Genomic DNA, 17,879 nt, shown 5'->3' with positions numbered 1-17,879 from the left:
GGGCAACGGGCATTTTGTTTCAAGAGATTGCGACTGACCCCGAATCGCCTTTGGCAGCCGGCCCGTCAGGGTCCATGGTCATGATGCATCCGGACGAACCCGCCGCCGCGCGCGGCAGAGAAGAAGGGACGGTCCGGGGGAGGCTCATATGTTCCATATCGGTATGGCGGGACCGAAACGGTCTTTCGCGAACGGCGCATGGCACACGGTTGCCCTGCATCATGACGATCCGGCATGGATCGATGCGCGTGACCGGATGGTGGTCGGGCTGATCTGCTGCGGTCTGCTCAGCGCGTTCCTCATCGACATGGTCGTGCTCTACTTCTCGATGTTCTGAACCGGATTTGCGGCCGGAGACGGGCGCTGGCGGCGATCCGGCGCGCGTTCCCGGCGCTTCGTGCCCGGACCACGCGCCGGGCGCTGCGCTGCGCGCTCGCTCACCAGCCCGCGTCTCCGGCCACGAACCGGGCCGCCGAGGCAGGCAAGGGCGGCCCGTTCCAGCGCGCGCCGGCGCGCGCTGGATGGAGGCACCCGCCTGCTCGGTCGCCGGCCTGGGTGGTCAGGATCGGGGGATGTCTTTCAGGCGCAGGGCGGCCTGTTCTATGGACCGGACGATCTGGTCGGCCAGTTCGCGCACCTTGGGGTCGGCGTGCAGGCTCAGCCGGTCGGCGGCGAGCATGGCCGGCGACAACTGGCCGCGTATATCGTGCAGCACCTTGGCGCGCGATGCCGGGGCGGGCACCGAATCGGCCTGGGTGTCCGAGGGGCCGGTGCCGAGGGCAGGGGCGGAATGATTGTCGTCCGGAAGCGGGTCTGGGCCTTGCATGGAGGCTCTTTTCTTGCACGTTGACGCGCGGGGAAACGGGACGTATAAGGCGCGCCTCAGGTCAGGCGGCCTTCGGGCTGCTCCGGCGCGTCGTGGATATAGCCGCGTCGCGTTTATTCTTGTCAATCGGGGAGTCGCGTCGTGAAGCGCACGTATCAACCGTCCAAGCTGGTCCGCAAGCGCCGTCACGGCTTCCGCGCCCGTATGGAAACCGTCGGTGGCCGTCGGGTCATCGCCAATCGCCGTTCCAAGGGCCGCAAGCGCCTGTCCGCCTGATCCGTCAGGTCTGGTCGCGTTCAGGGCCCGGTTCTTCCGATCCGGGTCCGGATAGCGCGTTAGAGGGGGCTGCGAAGAGTGGCCGACCGTTCCGTCCGTCTCAAGAAGCGTGCCGAGTTCCTCCGGATTGCATCCAAGGGGCGCAAGGTGCCGTGCCCTGGGCTGGTGCTCCAGGCATTGGGCCGTGACGATGCCGATCCGGCACGGGTCGGGTTCACCGTAACGAAGAAAGTCGGCAACGCCGTCATTCGCAATCGCACGCGCCGCCGCCTGCGCGAAGCCGTGCGGATCGTCGTCACGCGCGAGCAGCAATTGACGGGTGTCGATCTGGTCGTGATCGGCCGTGACGGGACGCGCGGGCGCGCGTTCTCCGCCCTGGTCGAAGACCTGCGGCGGGCCTTGCGCAAGGCCGGCGTGCGGGGGGCGGAATGATCCGTCCGGTCCGGGCCGCGACGGTCTGGACTCTGGTCGGGGCGATTCGCGTCTATCAGCGGTTCGTCAGCCCGCTTCTGGGGCCGAATTGCCGTTTCGTGCCCTCGTGCAGCGAATATGCGCAGGACGCGATCCGTACATATGGCCCGTTGCGGGGCGCAATTCTGGCCGGTTGGCGGATCTTGCGTTGCAATCCGTGGAATATCGGCGGATACGATCCCGTGCCCACCCGACAGCAGGCGCATGCCTCCTGCTGTCCTTCCCCCCGCAGTTCTTCCCCCGCTGTTCTTCCCACAGATAACGAGAGTCTGGCCGGTCGCTGATGGATACCAAGCGCTTAATCGTGGCGACGTTGCTTTCCGCCATGGTCCTGGTTGGCTTCGAATATTTCATGCCGAAGCAGACCCATCAGGAGGTCGCGCAGCAGGCTGCGCAGACCAACCGGCAGACGCCGCCGTCCGACGCGCGCCGTCCGGCGGCCCCTGTCGCGGGCGTGAGTTCGCAGCCGGTTTCGGTGGCCTCGCCGCAGGCGGAAACGCGGCTGGAGATCGACGCCCCGGCCGTGCGCGGGTCGATCGACCTGCTGGGCGCGCGGCTGGATGACATGGTGCTGCGCGACTATCACGAGACGGTGGCCGCCGGCAGCCCGCTGGTGCGCATCCTCGAAGCCGCGCACGACCCGCAGCCCAATTACGTCGAGATCGGCTGGATGAACCTGGCCGGCGGCCAGGTGCGCGTGCCCGACGCCACCACCGTCTGGACCGCCGACGCGCCGAAGCTGACGGCCGACCACCCGGTCACGCTGTCGTGGGACAATGGCGAAGGCGTAACCTTCCAGATCGTCGTCGGCATCGACGCGCACTACATGTTCGCGATCGAGCAGCGGATCGTGAACCATTCGGCCCAGCCGGTGTCGCTCTACCCGTTCGCCCGCGTCAACCGCGCCTACACGCCCGAGGAAACCGGCGGGTATCTGGTGCATGAAGGGCCGATTTCGGTCGTTGACGGCCGGCTGGACGAAAGCAGCTACAAGAGCCTGCGCACCGGCGCGACACCGCCGGGCAACACGTCCTGGACCAAGGCCGGGCAGGGCGGATGGGCCGGCATTACCGACAAATACTGGCTGACCGCCGTGGTGCCCCAGCAGGGCGTGCCGGTGACCGGCAGCTATGGCTATCAGGCCAATGGCGGCGCGGGCGTCTATCAGGTCGGCTTCATCGCGCAGACGCCGACCGTGGTCGGGGCGGGTGCGACGGCCTCGACGGCCAGCCATGTGTTCGCCGGCGCCAAGGAAGTCAACCTGCTGGAGCAGTATCAGTCCAGCCTGCATATCCCCGATTTCTGGAAGGCCGTCGATTTCGGCTGGTTCGCGTTCCTGACGCGGCCGATCTTCTATGTGCTCGATTACCTGAACACGTTGCTGGGCAATTTCGGCCTGGCGCTGATGGCCTTCACGCTGCTGGTCAAGGCGCTCTTCTTCCCGCTGGCGACGCGGCAGTTCCGCTCCATGGCCCGGATGCGCAAGCTCCAGCCCAAGGTGCAGGAGATCCGCGAGCGGTACAAGGGCGACCAGATGGCGATGAACCAGCACATGATGGCGCTGTACAAGACCGAAGGCGTCAATCCGGCCGCCGGCTGCCTGCCGATGATCGTGCAGATTCCGGTGTTCTGGAGCCTGTACAAGGATCTGTACATCACCATCGAAATGCGGCATGCGCCGTTCTTCGGCTGGATTCACGATCTGTCCGCACCGGACCTGACCAATCTGTTCAATCTCTTCGGCCTGATCCCGTGGGACCCGAACGTGCTGTCGCCCTACCTGCAACTGGGCGTGTGGCCGATCCTGTTCGGGGTGACGATGTTCCTGCAACAGAAGCTGAACCCGGCACCGATGGACCCCGCGCAGCAGCGCGTGTTCCAGGTGATGCCGGTGCTGTTCACCTTCTTCATGGCGCGTCAGCCGGCTGGCCTGGTCATCTATTATTGCTGGAACAACCTGCTGACGATGGCGCAGCAGATGGTCATCCAGCGTCGTATCCAGGGCGCGACCCGGCCGGCCGCACCCGTGCCTGCGCCCGCGCAAAAGCCGGCGAAGCGGAAATAAGGTTGGTCTGATGTCGGAGTTCGTCACCCCCGCGCCCTCGCCCGAGGAGCAGGAGCGCCTGCGCGAAGCGGGGCGGCTGCTGTTTGCCGGGCCGTGCGATTTTTTCTTCGGGGCACAGAAGCTGGAGCAGCTTCCGCCGATCACCGTGCCGGAAATCGCGTTCGCCGGCCGGTCGAATGTCGGCAAGTCCAGCCTGATCAACGCCCTGACCGGGCGCAAGGCGCTGGCGCGCGCCTCGTCCGAGCCGGGGCGCACCAAGCAGCTCAATTTCTTCAACCTCGGCGACCGGCTGACGCTGGTGGACATGCCGGGCTATGGCTACGCCAAGGCCGCGAAGGACGTGAAGGAAGACTGGCAGGGCATGATGTTCGCGTATCTGCGCGGACGGCCGACGCTTCAGCGCGTCATCCTGCTGCTGGATTCGCGGATCGAGATCAAGGCGTCGGATCGCGAGATCATGACCCTGCTGGACCGTGCCGCCGTGACGTTCGAGATCGTCCTGACCAAGTGCGATGCGCTCAAGCCCGGCCCGCTGGAGGCCAAGCGCGCCCAGGTGGCCGATCTGGCGCGCCAGCATCCCGCGGCCTATCCGGAGATATTGCTGACCAGCAGCGAGAGCGGACTGGGCATACCCGAACTGCGGGCCGGGCTGGCCAGTCTGGCCCTGCCGCCGGCGGACGAAACGGTTTCATCCTGATCACGAGCACAAGACAGGGCACGACCCGATGAGCCAACCGACAAGCGAGACTACCGGCGATATCGTCCAGACGATGAAGGACGCCCAGGAGCGCGCCGCCGTGCTGGCCCAGGCGCTGCCGTTCCTGCGTCGCTATGCCGGCGATACGATCGTGGTCAAATATGGCGGCCACGCCATGGTGGACGATTCCCTGTCCAACGCCTTCGGACATGACATCGCGCTGCTGAAGCTGGTCGGGGTCAATCCCGTGGTGGTCCATGGGGGCGGCCCGCAGATCAGCGCCATGCTCAACCGGTTGCAGATTCCCTCGACCTTCGTCGACGGCCTGCGCGTGACCGACGCGGCGATGGTCGATGTGATCGAGATGGTCCTGGCGGGCAAGGTCAACAAGCAGGTCGCCGGGCTGATCAATCAGGCCGGGGCGCTGGCCGTGGGCATTTCGGGCAAGGATGGCGGGCTGATCACCGCGCGCCGCCTGCGCCGCACGGTGCGCGATGCCGACAGCCAGATCGAGCAGGTGCTGGATTTGGGCTTCGTGGGCGAGCCGGTGCGCATCGACCCCCGCGTGCTCTATGCGTTGTCGGGGTCGGGGCTGATTCCGGTCGTGGCCCCCGTGGGCATCGGCGAGAAGGGCGAGACCTACAATATCAACGCCGACACGGCGGCCGGCGCGATCGCCGGTGCCGTGCATGCCACGCGGTTGCTGATGCTGACCGACGTGCCCGGCGTGCTGGACGAAAACGGCGACCTGATCCCCGAACTGACGGCCGAGGAAGCACGGCGCGGCATCGCCAGCGGCATGATCAGCGGCGGCATGATCCCGAAGGTGGAAACCTGCCTGGAAGCGGTGCGTGCCGGTGCCAGGGCGGCGGTGATCCTCGACGGGCGGGTGCCGCATGCCTGCCTGCTGGAACTGTTCACCGAGGCCGGCCCGGGTACGCTGATCCGCGGCGAGTAAGGCAAGGCGGGGCCGGTGGCGACGCATCGCAAGATGCGTTGACACGAGGGGGCATCCTTCGCATGGTCCCGCCACATAGCGAAACACATGGCGAAAATGGGCGCCGGCCGGGCCGGCGCGGACAGAGGATTGCAGGAATATGAACGACGAACACGCCCTTCGGACCCATATCGAGGCGGTGTGGGAACGGCGCGATACCCTGTCCTCCGCGACGACGGGTGCCGACCGCGCGGCGGTCGAGCAGGCGCTGGCCGGGCTGGATGCCGGCACGCTGCGCGTCGCCGCCCCGTCCGATTCCGGCTGGGTGGTCAATGAATGGCTCAAGAAGGCGGTGCTGCTGTCGTTCCGGCTGAATGACAGCGCGGTGATGCCGGGCGCTCCCGCGCCGTTCTACGACAAGGTGCCGCTGAAGTTCGCGGACTGGGACCCGGCGCGCTTTGCCGAGGCCGGATTCCGTGCCGTGCCCGGCGCGATCGTCCGGCGTTCGGCCTATGTCGCGCCCGGCGTGGTGCTCATGCCCAGCTTCGTCAATGCCGGCGCGCGCGTCGAAAGCGGCACGATGGTCGATACGTGGGTCACGATCGGAAGCTGCGCCCAGATCGGGCGCAACTGCCACATCAGCGGCGGCGTGGGCATCGGCGGCGTGCTGGAGCCGTTGCAGGCCGCGCCCGTGATCATCGAGGACGACTGCTTCATCGGCGCGCGGTCGGAAGTGGCCGAGGGCGTGATCGTGGAGCGGGGAAGCGTCCTGTCGATGGGCGTGTTTCTCGGCGCCTCGACCAAGATCGTCGATCGGGCGACGGGCGAGGTGTTCGTGGGCCGTGTGCCGGCCTACTCGGTCGTGGTGCCCGGCACGCTGCCGCCGCGCCAGCCGACCGGGCCGGATGGCGCGCCGCTGCCGTCGCTGGCCTGCGCCGTGATCGTCAAGCGCGTGGACGAGCGCACGCGCGCCAAGACCTCGATCAACGAATTGCTGCGCGATTGACCGGCCCCGTCATGGAGCCGGAACTGGTCGATGCGCTGCATCTGGCGCAGGAACTGATCCGCGCGCCGTCCATCACGCCCGATCGCGGCGGGGCGATCGGCGTGCTGGGCGACGTGCTGCGCCGGCTGGGGTTCGATGTCGTCGACCTGCCGTTCGGCGAGGGGGCGGAGCGCACGGCCAACCTGTTCGCCCGGCTGGGCATGGAGGGGCCGCATCTCTGCTTCGCCGGCCATACCGACGTAGTGCCGCCGGGCGACGAGGGCTGGACCACGGGGCCGTTCGACGCCGCCGTGCGGGGCGACGTGCTGTACGGACGCGGCGCCTGCGACATGAAGGGCGGGATCGCCGCCTTCGTCAGCGCGGTGGCGCGGCACCTGGGGGGCGGCAGGCCGCTGAACGGCTCGATCAGCCTGCTGATTACCGGCGATGAGGAAGGCCCCGCCACCTACGGCACCGTGAAGGTGCTGGAATGGATGGCGGCCAATGGCCAGATCCCCGATTTCTGCATCGTCGGCGAGCCGACGAACCCCGAGCATATGGGCGATGTGGTCAAGATCGGGCGGCGCGGCAGCCTGAACGCGCGCATCGTCGTCCATGGCATCCAGGGGCACGTCGCCTACCCGCAGCGGGCCGACAACCCGATCCACCGTCTGATGGCGATCCTGTCGGACCTGACGGCCCATCCGCTGGACAAGGGGTCGGAATGGTTCGAGCCGTCGAGCGTGCAGGTCACCAGCGTCGATGTGGGCAACACGGCCACCAACGTCATTCCGGCCAGGGCAACGGCCCGGCTGAACATCCGCTTCAACGACCTGCACACGGGCAAGGACCTGGCACGGTGGATCACCGAGACCGTCCGGGCGCGTGCGCCGGGGGCGGAGATCGACATCCGTGTCAGCGGTGAATCGTTCCTGACCCCGCCCACACCACAACTGGGCCAACTGGTCGAGGCCGTGCAGGACGTGACGGGGCACCAGCCCCGGCTGGATACGGGTGGGGGCACGTCGGATGCGCGCTTCATCAGCCGCTATTGCCCGGTCGCCGAATTTGGCCTGGTGGGCGCCAGCATGCACAAGGCGAACGAAAATGTGTCCGTCACCGACCTGCGGACGCTGACCGATATCTACGCGGCGTTTATCGAAAGGCTGATGGGATGACGCAGGGACGCGGCGCACCGCCCCGACCGATGCCCGGCTCCGCTGGGGGCATCTTCCGGGGCATGATGCTGCTGGGCCGTGGCCGGCGTGACGGCATGAGCTGTTTCGGCACCACCCCCGATGCCGTGCTCGCGGCGCTGGCGCCCCGCGTCGCCCTGTGGCTGGTCGGCGGTGTGCTGACGCTGGCGCAGGCACCGACGATGCTGAGCGCCGCCAAGATCGTGTTCTCGCTGTGCCTGGTTCTGACGCCGGTGGTCCTGACCCACCAGCTGGCGCGCCTGTGGGGGCGCGAGGCCCTGTGGCCGCGCTACATGGCGGCGGCCCTGTGGTGCGACTGGCTGGTGCTGTTCGTGATGCTCGCGGCGGTCGGGGTGATCGCCGGCCTCATGCCCGCCGGGGTGAGCATGATGCATTCGGCGCTGCTGCTGAACGGGGTCATATTCGCCTATAATCTCTGGCTCACCTGGTTCGTCGCGCGGGTGGGGCTGGCGCTGGGGGCATGGCGGGCGCTGCTGGTGGTCCTGGCGATCGCCGCCGCCATCATGGCGCTGAGCGGGATCTCGTCCGTGCTGCCGCCGCATTATGCGCCGTGGCAGGATTTTCTGGCGCTGCCGTCGGCGCACGGCGGCCGATAGGCCGCATGTCGCGGGCGGCCGGGGAAAGATCCCCGGCGGCGCGGGCCGGAGCGATCAGCACGCCACGCTGAAGGGGTCGGGATCGTAGCCGACACCGGTCAGGTACAGCCCGTCCGGCGGCGCCGTGGGGCCGGCGGCGCGGCGGTCGCAGGCGCGCAGGGCCTCGCCGACGCGCTCGGGTGCCCAGGTGCCTTCGCCCACCAGTTTCAGCGTACCCACCATGTTGCGGACCTGATGGTGCAGGAAGGAACGCGCGTCGGCTTCGATCGTGATCTCTTCGCCGTGGCGCATCACCGCCAGCCGGTCCAGCGTGCGCAGCGGGCTTTTGGCCTGGCAGGCGCTGGCACGGAAGGACGTGAAATCGTGGCGGCCCAGAAGATGCCGCGCCGCCTCGTTCATCGCGTCGATGTCGAGGGCGCGCTTGACCAGCCAGACACGGCCGTCGTCGAGCGCCAGCCGGCCGCGCCGGTTCACGATCCGGTAGCGATAGAATCGGCGGTTGGCGGAAAACCGGGCGTTCCATGCGCTATCGACCGGCATGGCCTGAAGGATGGCGACCGGGTGGGGCTTCATATGGAAATTCAGCGCGTCACGGACCTTCGACCCCGTCAGTCCGGTACCCATGGGGAAATCCAGATGCGCGACCTGACCGGTCGCATGCACGCCGGCATCGGTGCGGCCGGCGGTGATGCTGGTGACGGGCCGGCCAGCCGCCAGACGGCCCGCCGCCTCTTCCAGCACCTGCTGCACGGACAGGCCGGTGATCTGGCGCTGCCAGCCGACGAAGGGGCGGCCGTCATATTCAATCCGGACGGCCCAGCGTTCCACGGCCGGTTCTGGCGCGGTGCCCGCGTCGGCGGTCACGAGCCCAGGACCGTCCCGGCCGGTACCGGTTGGCCACGCAGGAACGAACCGGCATCCATCATGCCGCGACCGGGCCGCTGAATGCGCGTGACGCGGAGGGCACCCTGTCCGCAGGCCACGGTCAGCGCGTCGTCGAGAATGGTCCCCGGCGGCGCGGAACGGGGGGCTGAAACAAGGGCGGCACCGCCGATCTTCAGAACCTGCCCGTCCAAGGTGGTAAAGGTGCCGGGCCAGGGGGTCAGCGCCCGGATCTGCCGGTCCAGCGCGGCGGCGTCGCGCGACCAGTCGATGCGCCCGTCCTCGCGCGTCAGGCGGCCGGCGTAGGTAACGCCCTGTTCCGGCTGGGGCTGGCCGGGGCCGACCGGCTGGTTCAGGGTCGTCACGATCAGGCGGGCGCCCATGGCGGCGAGCGCGTCATGCAGCGTGGTGGCGGTGGTGGCCGGTGTCAGCGCCACCTGGTCGGACAGCAGCATCGCGCCGGTATCCAGCCCTTCGTCCATCCGCATGATGGTGACGCCGCTCTCGCTGTCGCCGGCCAGGATCGCGGCCTGGATCGGGGCCGCGCCACGCCAGCGCGGCAGCAGGCTGGCATGGATGTTCAGGCAGCCCAGGCGCGGGGCATCAAGCATCGCCGCCGGCAGGATCAGCCCATAGGCGGCGACCACGGCGGCATCGAGGTTCAGGTCGCGGAAGGCGGCGTGCTCGTCCGCGTTGGTCCGCAGGCGCGCGGGTGTGCGCACCGGCAGGCCGAGCGTCTCGGCGGCCTGATGGACGGGCGACAGGCGGACCGACTGGCCGCGCCCGGCCGGCCGGGGCGGCTGGCTGTAGACGGCGGCGATCTCGTGCCCCGCCGCGTGGAGGGCGAGCAGGGCGGGCACCGCGAAATCGGGGGTACCCATGAAGGCCAGGCGCATGACGGGTCTCCAGCCTTTATCGTTTCTGGCGCTGTTCCTTGGCCAGGCGCCGCATGATCATGTTGCGCTTGAGCGTGGAGAGATGATCGACGAAGAGGATGCCCTCCAGATGGTCGATCTCGTGCTGGATGCAGGTGGCCAGCAGATCGTCGGCCTCCATCTCCTGCTCGGTACCGTCCAGGCTACGGTAGCGGACGCGCACCTGCTGGGGGCGGACGACCTCGGCATACTGGTTGGGCAGCGACAGGCACCCTTCCTCGCGTGAGACGAGGGTCTCCGATTCCGCGATCACTTCGGGATTGATCAGGACCAGCGGTTCGCGCTGCCGCTCCTCGCCCAGATCGACGATGGCGAAGCGCAGGCCCATGCCGACCTGCGGGGCGGCCAGACCGATGCCCGGCGCCGCGTACATCGCGGCGAACATGCGGGGCAGGGCATCGCGCAGCATCGGCTCGTCCTCGGGCCGGACCAGGCGGGTCTTCTGGCGCAGGATGGCCTGCGGGGCCACCAGGATCGGCATGGGCGTGGCGGCGGCGATTTCGTCGTGACTGATCATAGGGGCGATGTAGCGATCCTGGCGCGCGCGCGCCAGTGGGAACGCGCGCGTCAGGCGGCATGGCGGCGCGGCGTTCCCACGCGGTCTTGCGGAACGGGCCGGGCGTCCCATATCATGACGACGCGGGCGCCGAAGGCGGGTCCGCGTGATCGTCTCGCTCGGTTGAGGAGGCCTTGATGTCGGGTAGACTTTTTGGATCCCCCATGTTTCTGGGGTTTGACCATCTGGAACAGATGTTGGAACGTGCGTCGAAAGGGGCGGCCGATGGCTATCCCCCATATAATATCGAGCAACTGAACGCCACGTCGCTCCGGATCTCGCTGGCGGTCGCGGGGTTCGTGATGGACGATCTGCAAATCACGCAGGAAGACAATCAGCTCGTCATCCGTGGACGGCAGACCGACGACACGCAGGGGCGCGTTTTCCTGCATCGGGGCATTGCCGCCCGGCAGTTCCAGAAGGCGTTCGTGCTGGCCGAGGGGATCGAGGTCAGCGGGGCGTGGCTTGATAACGGCCTGCTCCATATCGATCTGGTAAGGCCGCAGCCGGAAGTCCGCGTGAAGCTGATCGAGATCACGCAGGGCCGTTCGGGCGGCGCACCGACCGAGATCGACCTGCCGAAGGCCCGCCCACAGCGTGTCGTGCGGGCGCTTGAGGACGATTGAGCGGCCCACGGGCCGTGAATGATCTCCAGCTATCGACATGGCCGGCAGCCCGCGAACAATGACATGACGGGCGCGCTGGCCAACGGGACGATCGCCGCATGATGGGGAATCGTCCTTACGGAGGATCGGATCATGAGAATTACGACACAGAACGGGCAGGTCGTGCTTCAGGCCGACCATACGCCGATCGCCGCCGATGTGCGTCATCTGACGGATATCCAGATGCGGGCACTCGGGGTTTCGCGGGTCGCCTACATCAAGCCCGTGATCATCGAGGGAGAAGACGCGTTCGCCATCCACGCGGCGGACGGAACCCCGATGGCCCTGACCGAGGACCAGCAGACGGCCGTGGAGGCGATCCTGCAACACGAGATGGTGCCCGCCCTGCTGCACTGAGCCGCTCCCCCTGCCGCACCGTCCGCTGGCGGGACGATTCCCGATCGTCCCGGCAGCGGGGTTGCCCCCGGCGTCAGCCGGGGGAAGGGTCCAGCCAGCCGATATTGCCGTCCTGCCGGCGATAGATCACGTTGATCTGCTCGCTGATGCTGTTGCGGAACATCAGCAGGGTAGAGGCCGCCAGATCGAGGCGCATCACCGCCTCGCTGACGCTCAGCGTGGCGATTTCCGACGGGCGTTCGGCAATGATGGTGGCGTGGGCGCCGGAATCCTGCGCCGCGCCGTCCGCCGCCAGCCCGGAATCGTCAGAGGGGCGGAGGATGTAGCTGCGTCCCATTTCCGGTGATTTGCGGCGGGGCAGGGTGCGGATATGGTCGTTGACCCGCTCGCGATAGCGGCGCAGGCGGCGGGCCATGTGTTCGGCGGCATCGTCGAAGGCGCCATGGGCATCCGTGCCCTCGCCCTCGCCCCGCAGGGTCAGGCCCCGCGCGGCGTGAAGATTGATATCACAGGTAAAGAAGGACCGCGCGCGGCTGAAGGTGACCTGGGCTTCCAGGGCGCGATCGAAATATTTGTCGGCAAGCCGGTCGAGATGGCCCGTAACACGGTTTTTCAGGGCGTCGGAGAGGTCGATCTGTTTGCCAGCGACATTGATCTGCATGTGACATCACCCCTTGCATAGAGGAGCGTCCGAAACCGGACGGAACCGTGCCGGCGGTCCATAATGCGCGTTCCACCGGGCATGGCGTCAGGCTTCGAAAGCCTTTTCCCGTTTTCTCTGCGCCGAATTGGGTATCCTCAGCGCATCGCGGTATTTGGCCACGGTTCGGCGAGAGATGTCTATTCCTTCCTTTCTTAATTCGTTCACAATTGCATCGTCGGAGAGGATGTCCCGATCGGATTCCCGTGAAATCAGGGCCTTGATCCGGTGCCGCACGGCCTCGGCGCTATGGTCGCCGCTGCCCGTGCGCCCAGCGATGGCGGTGGTGAAGAAATATTTCAGTTCGAACAGGCCGCGTGGGGTGGCGATGTATTTGTTCGCCGTCACCCGGCTCACGGTGCTTTCATGCAGCCCGACCGCCTCGGCGATATCGCGGAGCACCAGCGGCCGCAGGTGACTGACCCCATGGGCCAGGAACTCGCTCTGGCGGCGCATGATGGCGGTGGCCACGCGGATGATGGTTTCGGCCCGCTGCTGAAGCGCGCGGACCAGCCAGTTGGCGCTGGCCAGGCGTTCGGTCAGGAAGGGCCGGTCGGCGGCCCGCAGCGTGGTGCGCAGGGTCAGGGCCGAATTGACCACCACGCGCGGCATGGTGTCGGGATTGAGTTCGATGATCCAGTCATCGTCCGCCGCCGGCAGCATCAGGATGTCCGGTACGATGATGCAGGCTTCGGGTGCCGTCGCATCCAGCGCCGGGCGGGGCGACAGGGCGCGGATTTCCGCGATCATGGCCGTCAGATCGTCCTGATCGACGCCGCACAGGGTGCGCAGCCGGCGCAGGTCGCGCCGGGCCAGCAGGTCCAGGTGCCGCAGCAGCATGGCCATCGCCGGGTCCAGCCGGTCGCGCTCGCGCAGTTGCGCGGCCAGGCACTCGCCCAGATCGTGGGCGAACAGGCCGGTCGGGTCGAACTGCATCATGGCCAGGCGCACCCGCTCGACCCGCGCCGCTCCGGTGCCCTGGGGGGCGAAGCCGAGCGCCTGGGCGATATCAGCGGAAGGCGTGGCCAGCCGGCCGTCGGCATCCAGCAGGGTGATCAGGTGGGCGGCGATCCGCCGCTCGTCGGCATCGAAGGGTGACAGCCGCACCTGCTCCGCCAGCCGTTCGTGCAGCGGGGGGGCGGGGCCGGCCAACCCATCCTGCGAATCGTGCCATGTGCCCGGAGTCCGGGACGCGCCGAGCGTGGGCAGAACGGGTTGGCGCGGTATGCCCTCGAAGGCCGGCAATGGCACGTCGGCCGGCTCGGGGCGCTCCAGCAGGGGGTTGCGCTCCATCTCCTGCTCGACCACGGACCAGGCGTCGAGATTGGAGAGTTGCAGCAGCAGGATCGCCTGCCGCAACTGCGGCGTCATGACCAGGGATTGGGCCTGCCGGAGGGCAAGCTTGGGTCCGATCGTCATGACGGCCGGTCAGAGGGAAAAATTTTCTCCAAGATAGACGCGCCGCACGTCCTCGTTGGCGACGATCTCCTCGGGGCGGCCTTCCATCAGTACCTGGCCGCTATGCATGATATAGGCGCGGTCGATCACTTCCAGCGTCTCGCGGACATTGTGGTCGGTGATCAGCACGCCGATCCCGCGATCCTTGAGGTGCGAGACCAGATCGCGGATTTCACCCACCGCGATCGGGTCGATGCCGGCCAGGGGTTCGTCGAGCAGGATGTAATGCGGCTGGCTGGCCAGGGCGCGGGCGATTTCCAGCCGCCGCCGCTCGCCGCCCGAGAGCGCCAGCGAAGGCGAACGGCGCAGGTGAGAAATCCCGAACTCGCCCAGCAGGCCGGTCAGCATTTCCTCGCGCCGGTCGGGATCGGACTCCACGACTTCCAGCGCCGCCATGATGTTCTGCTCGACATTCAGGCCCCGGAAGATGCTGGCTTCCTGCGGCAGGTAGCCGATGCCCAGGCGGGCACGGCGATACATCGGCAGGCGCGTGATGTCGGTGCCGTCCAGGGTGATCGAGCCGCTGTCGGGCTGGACCAGCCCCACGATCATGTAGAAGCTGGTGGTCTTGCCCGCGCCGTTGGGTCCCAGGAGGCCGACGGCCTCGCCGCGATTGACCTGGATCGAGACGTTCCGGACGACGGGGCGCTTCTTGTAGCTCTTGCCGATGCCGTTGGCGATCAATCCGCTGAGGGCGCTGCCGAAGGAAGCCCCGGCGGCATTTTTCGCCTCGTCGGACAGGGCGTAGGGGATGTCGTTCATCAGTGGGTTCCGGCAGGAGGGGGATTGGCCTCGTTGGGGACGATCAGGCCGCTGACCCGTCCGCCCGGCCGTTCGGTCATCGTGGCGATTCCGGTGCGCATGTTCACGATTGCCGCCGCTCCGCTGATCTGGTTCTGGCCCCGCGTGATATGCACGTTGCCGACAATCCGCGCGATTCCCGTGTCGGGAACGTAGACGCCACGGTCGCCGGTCACGGTCTCGGTCTGCGTGCGGACGAACACATGGCCGAATGCGTTCACTTTTTCCAGCTTCCCCGAACCGGTCAATGGCTCCGAGCCATGCCCGGCGGGTTGCGGGGAGGCAGGTTGCGCCGCCGGCTGGTTCGGCGCGCTGTAGCCGACCAGCACATCGGCCCGGATCTGCCGCCCGTCATTGGTGGTGACCGTGGCATCGCCCCTGCCGACCGACATCCGGGTCTGGGAATAATATTCCATCGAATCCCGGGCCGTCAGGACATCCTGCGGGGTGGTCAGTTTCAGCCCCTTGCCGGTCAGGACCATGACCGCCTGGTCGATGTCGTAGACCGCCTTGTCGCCCCACGCCTGATCGGTATCGGTGAAGATATGGACATGCCCCAGCGCGTTGAGACGATAGACCTCATTGGCGCCCGATCCGGCCTCCATGCCCTGCGCGCCATCGGCGGCGGGCTGGGCCGCGGGCTGGGCAGGGGCGGCCGCGCCGGTCGCGGCCTTCTTGCGGTAGAAGGCGATCAGCCGGTCGGCGGTCACGGTGACGTTGCCTCTGGTGGCCTGCGCCTTGTCATAGGCGGTAACGGTCTGGGTCTTCTGGTCCCAGTCGAATCCGCCGGCCGCCGTGACGTTGATCTGGCCGCCATGCGACAGGTCGATGGCCTGGGCGCGCGCGCCGCCCATAGGAAGGCCCATGGGAAGAAGGAACGCCGAGGCGCCGAGGAACAGGAACGCGGAGGCGACCTTTGCGGGGGCGGTCATCGACTGGGCTCCGTCTGGGAGGCTTGGGGAGGGGCCGGCGCGGGGCCGGCATGGGCGTCATCGTTCAGGATCAGCCGCCCCGGACCACGGAACTGGGCGACCCCATCATGCTGCGACAGCAGGAAGCCCTGCGCGTCCAGCATGCCGAACGGGCCTTCGGCATGCACCCACTGGTCGGAGGCGATGATGCCCTGCCTGAGATCCATATCGGCGGTGACCCCGGTCATGATCACGCCGTCCTCGCGGTAGAGCGATACGTCCTGCGTCAGATCCAGTACCTGTTCCCGTTGCAGATACACGCCCTGGGCCGCGCTGACCATCATCCAGTCCCCGCCCTGGGTCTGGGTGTCGGCGGCCGGGCGGGTCAGGTTGATGCGGTCCGGCCCGATCTGCTGGGCCTGGTCGGCGGTGATCATGAATGGCCGGTCGTGCTCGTCCAGTCCCCGATAGACGGCGCCGAGCATGCTGCCGCTGGACACGCGCAGGTTTTCCATCTCGCGCAGGGCGCCGCGCTGCATGTTGATCAGCCGGTCCACGGCCGGCCACACCGCGATCGACCCCAGCAGCAGCAGGGCCGTCGCCGGCAAGGCCCATTTGGCCCAGCGGACCAGACGCTGGCGCCGGGCGATGTCGTCGGGCCGGAGCACCCGCCGCAGCCGGGACGTATCCTGGCGCAGCGCCGACCGCTGCCGCGCGACCTGATCGGCGGAGCGCGCGAAATCCTCGCGCCGGGGCGGGCCTTTGCCGTCGGAGGGCGGGGGCGCACTCATGCCACGCCCGCGCGCAGCAGGTCATGAACATGGAGGATGCCGACCGGCACCCTGTCGCCATCCAGCACGAACAGGCTGGTGATCGGGCGGGCGCGCGCGTTCATCAGCCGCAGCGCCTCGGCCGCCAGCACGTCCGGCCCGGTGGTCAGGGGCTCGGTGTTCATGATCTCCGCCGCGCGGGTACGGTCCAGGTCGCGGTCCAGGACGCGGCGCAGATCGCCGTCGGTGATCAGCCCGCACAGCCTGCCGTCGGCGCCGACCACGCCCATGCAGCCGAACGCCTTGCGCGTCATTTCCATGATGACCTGGCGCAGCGAGGTGTCCGGCGTGCCCAGCGGCATGATGCCGCCGCGATGCATCAGGTCGGCGACGCGGCGCAGCCGGGTGCCCAGCCGCCCGCCGGGATGAAAGATGCTGAACTCGGTCGCGGAGAATCCCCGCCGCTCCAGCAGGACCACCGCCAGGGCATCGCCCAGCGCCAGTTGCATCATCGACGAGGTAGTGGGGGCCAGGCCCATCGGGCAGGCTTCCGGCGCATCGGGGATGATGAGGGGGATGTCGGCGGCGCGCGCCAGCGTGGATTCGATGCGTGTCGTGATCGCCACCAGCAGCAGCCCGTAGCGCCGCGTATGCGCCACGATGTCGGCCAGTTCCGCCGTTTCGCCCGAATTGGACAGGGCCAGCACCGCATCGCCCGGCTGGAGCATCCCCAGGTCGCCGTGCGAGGCTTCCGACGGGTGGACGAAGACCGATGGCGTGCCCGTGGAGGCCAACGTGGACTGGATCTTGCGGCCGATCTGCCCGGACTTGCCGATACCGGTAACGACGACGCGCCCGGCCAGGGTGGAGAAGGCCGCGATCGTCCGCGTGAATGTCTCGCCCAGGGGCGGCGTCTCGTCGCCGTCGCGCGCGGGCGCGCGCAGGGCGGCCGCCATCTGCATCAGCCCGTCGGTCTCGCGCGCCAGCACCCGGCACGCGGCCGCGATGTCCGCGTCGGACTGGCCGGAATCGGAAGCACTACCGATGGGAGGGGCGGATTGGGTCATGCCAGAGGTGTATTGCCATGGCGGCGGTCCAGGTCAAACGGAACGATGGAGCGCGCGGGGGAAAGGGGTTTCATGCCCGGTGGGCGAAGATGTCCGGCTCTTCGTATCCCAGCAGGTCCAGCCGCGCGCGGGCGGGCAGAAAATCGTAGCAGGCCTGGGCCAGGTCGCGCCGGCCCTCGCGGTGCAGGAGTGCTTCCAGCGTGGCCCAGAGCGCATGCAGATACAGCACGTCCGACGCGGCGTAGGCTTTCTGCTCGGGCGTCAGGTCCGGGGCACCCCAGTCCGATGTCTGCTGCTGCTTGCTCAGGTCCACCCCCAGCAATTCGCGGCAGAGTTGCGCCAGTCCGTGGCGGTCGGTGAAGGTGCGGACCAGTTTGGAGGCGATCTTGGTGCAGATGACCGGCGCGACGGTGATGCCGAGCGCGTGCTGAAGGATCGCCACGTCGAACCGCGCGAAATGCATCAGCTTGGTGATGGCGGGGTCGGCCATCAGCCGGGCGAGGTTGGGGCAGGGGGTACCGGGCAGGATCTGCACCAGATGGGCGGAATTGTCCCCGGCCGAGATCTGCACCAGACACAGGCGGTCGCGATGCGGCTTCAGTCCCATCGTCTCGGTATCGACGGCGATGAGGCCGTGGAAGGTCACGTCGTCCGGCAGATCGCCGCGATGCAGATGGATCGTGGGCGCGGTGGCGATCATGCGTGGG

General features: G+C 68.0%; 23 protein-coding genes. 12 read left to right on the top strand and 11 right to left on the bottom strand.

Annotated elements, in window-relative coordinates; genetic code table 11:
• Positions 1–148: 148 nt before the first annotated feature.
• The gene (locus HLH25_RS03415; protein WP_182972735.1) at positions 149–337 is read left to right on the top strand and encodes a hypothetical protein; all 189 of its coding nucleotides are present in this window, start codon (positions 149–151) and stop codon (positions 335–337) included.
• 222 nt (positions 338–559) lie between these two features.
• Here HLH25_RS03415 and HLH25_RS03410 read toward each other — a convergent pair whose 3' ends face one another.
• Entirely contained in the window at positions 560–826 is a 267-nt protein-coding gene (locus HLH25_RS03410) for a hypothetical protein (RefSeq protein WP_220791682.1), read from the bottom strand.
• A gap of 141 nt (positions 827–967) precedes the next feature.
• On the opposite strand from HLH25_RS03410, the gene rpmH reads away from it, so the two are divergent.
• The 9 genes from rpmH (at position 968) to HLH25_RS03365 (ending at position 8,070) form a co-directional block, all read left to right on the top strand.
• Complete coding sequence (rpmH, locus tag HLH25_RS03405; RefSeq protein ID WP_114727814.1) at positions 968–1,102, top strand: 50S ribosomal protein L34; 135 nt, start codon at positions 968–970, stop codon at positions 1,100–1,102.
• Between the two features lie 78 nt (positions 1,103–1,180).
• Complete coding sequence (gene rnpA / locus HLH25_RS03400) at positions 1,181–1,534, top strand: ribonuclease P protein component (RefSeq protein WP_182972734.1); 354 nt, start codon at positions 1,181–1,183, stop codon at positions 1,532–1,534.
• Entirely contained in the window at positions 1,531–1,857 is a 327-nt protein-coding gene (gene yidD / locus HLH25_RS03395; protein ID WP_182972733.1) for a membrane protein insertion efficiency factor YidD, read from the top strand. Before rnpA ends, yidD begins: the two co-directional genes overlap by 4 nt.
• A complete protein-coding gene (gene yidC, locus HLH25_RS03390; protein ID WP_182972732.1) occupies positions 1,857–3,638 on the top strand; it encodes a membrane protein insertase YidC in 1,782 nt (593 codons plus the stop codon). Before yidD ends, yidC begins: the two co-directional genes overlap by 1 nt.
• A gap of 10 nt (positions 3,639–3,648) precedes the next feature.
• A complete protein-coding gene (gene yihA, locus HLH25_RS03385) occupies positions 3,649–4,335 on the top strand; it encodes a ribosome biogenesis GTP-binding protein YihA/YsxC (protein WP_182972731.1) in 687 nt (228 codons plus the stop codon).
• 28 nt (positions 4,336–4,363) lie between these two features.
• Positions 4,364–5,293: an acetylglutamate kinase gene (gene argB / locus HLH25_RS03380; protein WP_182972730.1), complete on the top strand. Its 930-nt coding sequence runs from the start codon at positions 4,364–4,366 to the stop codon at positions 5,291–5,293.
• A gap of 139 nt (positions 5,294–5,432) precedes the next feature.
• A complete protein-coding gene (dapD, locus tag HLH25_RS03375; RefSeq protein WP_182972729.1) occupies positions 5,433–6,278 on the top strand; it encodes a 2,3,4,5-tetrahydropyridine-2,6-dicarboxylate N-succinyltransferase in 846 nt (281 codons plus the stop codon).
• Positions 6,279–6,289: 11 nt separating this feature from the next.
• Complete coding sequence (dapE, locus tag HLH25_RS03370; RefSeq protein WP_182972871.1) at positions 6,290–7,435, top strand: succinyl-diaminopimelate desuccinylase; 1,146 nt, start codon at positions 6,290–6,292, stop codon at positions 7,433–7,435.
• Positions 7,432–8,070 (top strand): hypothetical protein, encoded by a 639-nt coding sequence (locus tag HLH25_RS03365; protein WP_182972728.1) that lies wholly within the window; start codon positions 7,432–7,434, stop codon positions 8,068–8,070. Before dapE ends, HLH25_RS03365 begins: the two co-directional genes overlap by 4 nt.
• 54 nt (positions 8,071–8,124) lie before the next feature.
• On the opposite strand, the gene truA is transcribed toward HLH25_RS03365, so the two are convergent.
• Genes truA through def form a run of 3 tightly spaced genes read right to left on the bottom strand, consistent with a single transcriptional unit; the run spans position 8,125 to position 10,404 of the window.
• Entirely contained in the window at positions 8,125–8,934 is an 810-nt protein-coding gene (gene truA / locus HLH25_RS03360) for a tRNA pseudouridine(38-40) synthase TruA (protein WP_182972727.1), read from the bottom strand.
• A complete protein-coding gene (gene fmt / locus HLH25_RS03355; RefSeq protein WP_182972726.1) occupies positions 8,931–9,848 on the bottom strand; it encodes a methionyl-tRNA formyltransferase in 918 nt (305 codons plus the stop codon). Before fmt ends, truA begins: the two co-directional genes overlap by 4 nt.
• Before the next feature lie 16 nt (positions 9,849–9,864).
• Positions 9,865–10,404 carry a peptide deformylase gene (gene def / locus HLH25_RS03350; protein ID WP_182972725.1) on the bottom strand — a complete coding sequence of 180 codons (540 nt, stop codon included), beginning with the start codon at positions 10,402–10,404 and terminating at the stop codon, positions 9,865–9,867.
• A 176-nt stretch (positions 10,405–10,580) separates the two neighbouring features.
• On the opposite strand from def, the gene HLH25_RS03345 reads away from it, so the two are divergent.
• Positions 10,581–11,069: an Hsp20 family protein gene (locus HLH25_RS03345; protein ID WP_182972724.1), complete on the top strand. Its 489-nt coding sequence runs from the start codon at positions 10,581–10,583 to the stop codon at positions 11,067–11,069.
• A gap of 132 nt (positions 11,070–11,201) precedes the next feature.
• The gene (locus tag HLH25_RS03340; protein ID WP_182972723.1) at positions 11,202–11,465 is read left to right on the top strand and encodes a DUF1150 family protein; all 264 of its coding nucleotides are present in this window, start codon (positions 11,202–11,204) and stop codon (positions 11,463–11,465) included.
• A 73-nt stretch (positions 11,466–11,538) separates the two neighbouring features.
• On the opposite strand, the gene hpf is transcribed toward HLH25_RS03340, so the two are convergent.
• The 7 genes from hpf to HLH25_RS03305 form a co-directional block, all read right to left on the bottom strand.
• Positions 11,539–12,126 carry a ribosome hibernation-promoting factor, HPF/YfiA family gene (gene hpf / locus HLH25_RS03335; RefSeq protein WP_182972722.1) on the bottom strand — a complete coding sequence of 196 codons (588 nt, stop codon included), beginning with the start codon at positions 12,124–12,126 and terminating at the stop codon, positions 11,539–11,541.
• An 87-nt stretch (positions 12,127–12,213) separates the two neighbouring features.
• The gene (gene rpoN / locus HLH25_RS03330) at positions 12,214–13,584 is read right to left on the bottom strand and encodes an RNA polymerase factor sigma-54 (RefSeq protein WP_182972721.1); all 1,371 of its coding nucleotides are present in this window, start codon (positions 13,582–13,584) and stop codon (positions 12,214–12,216) included.
• A 9-nt stretch (positions 13,585–13,593) separates the two neighbouring features.
• A complete protein-coding gene (gene lptB / locus HLH25_RS03325; protein ID WP_114727799.1) occupies positions 13,594–14,385 on the bottom strand; it encodes an LPS export ABC transporter ATP-binding protein in 792 nt (263 codons plus the stop codon).
• Positions 14,385–15,356 carry an LptA/OstA family protein gene (locus HLH25_RS03320; protein WP_182972720.1) on the bottom strand — a complete coding sequence of 324 codons (972 nt, stop codon included), beginning with the start codon at positions 15,354–15,356 and terminating at the stop codon, positions 14,385–14,387. The genes lptB and HLH25_RS03320 overlap by 1 nt, the downstream gene beginning before the upstream one ends.
• Entirely contained in the window at positions 15,353–16,126 is a 774-nt protein-coding gene (gene lptC, locus HLH25_RS03315; RefSeq protein WP_182972719.1) for an LPS export ABC transporter periplasmic protein LptC, read from the bottom strand. The genes HLH25_RS03320 and lptC overlap by 4 nt, the downstream gene beginning before the upstream one ends.
• Entirely contained in the window at positions 16,123–17,172 is a 1,050-nt protein-coding gene (locus HLH25_RS03310; protein WP_182972718.1) for a KpsF/GutQ family sugar-phosphate isomerase, read from the bottom strand. Before HLH25_RS03310 ends, lptC begins: the two co-directional genes overlap by 4 nt.
• Before the next feature lie 70 nt (positions 17,173–17,242).
• Positions 17,243–17,872 carry a ribonuclease D gene (locus tag HLH25_RS03305; RefSeq protein WP_182972717.1) on the bottom strand — a complete coding sequence of 210 codons (630 nt, stop codon included), beginning with the start codon at positions 17,870–17,872 and terminating at the stop codon, positions 17,243–17,245.
• Between the last annotated feature and the right edge of the window lie 7 nt (positions 17,873–17,879).

Origin of the sequence: Gluconacetobacter dulcium (assembly GCF_014174165.1) — a bacterium.
Classification (GTDB): domain Bacteria; phylum Pseudomonadota; class Alphaproteobacteria; order Acetobacterales; family Acetobacteraceae; genus Gluconacetobacter; species Gluconacetobacter dulcium.
This window is presented reverse-complemented; position numbering and strand designations above follow the sequence as displayed.